The 397-nt window shown below is 64.7% G+C and carries 1 protein-coding gene; it reads right to left on the bottom strand.

The genetic code is table 11. From position 1 onward, the window contains the following. Positions 1 to 12: 12 nt before the first annotated feature. A partial coding sequence (locus EN859_RS35605) for a hypothetical protein (protein WP_210237755.1) occupies positions 13 to 397 on the bottom strand: 385 nt, incomplete at its 5' end.

The following is a 397-nucleotide window of genomic DNA, read 5'->3' as shown; positions in this document are numbered from 1 at the left end:
GGACTTCGTGGTTCATGCGCTTTTCCTCGGATTCAGTCGCAACAGCAGTGAGCGCGCCAGATCGCGCAAAGCGGGAGTCATCGTGATGGACCAGGCGATGTTCGCGCCGACCATCAACACGCCGGCTACGATCGCCATGGCGAGCCCCGGCAGGAAGCTGGAAAGCCACAGGCTCGCCAGCAGGAAAGCGAGATGCGCCAGCATGTCGAGCGCGATCTGCCGCGCACGGATTGCAGAAAGCCGCAGCAGTACGACGTAGTCGAAGAGCGCGCGGCCTGCCACCGCCATCGCGGCGCCAGTCAGGCCGAAGTACGTGATGCCGAGCCACAACGCCCCTGCGAAGAGCGGCAATTCGAAGAGGCCGACGCGTGCGGCCGTAGCCGGATTGACCTGCGAC

Origin of the sequence: Mesorhizobium sp. M00.F.Ca.ET.216.01.1.1 (genome assembly GCF_004010325.2) — a bacterium.
In the GTDB taxonomy this organism is placed as follows: domain Bacteria; phylum Pseudomonadota; class Alphaproteobacteria; order Rhizobiales; family Rhizobiaceae; genus Mesorhizobium.
The sequence above is the reverse complement of the archived record's forward strand: the minus strand, read 5'-3'. Positions and strand labels throughout refer to the sequence as shown.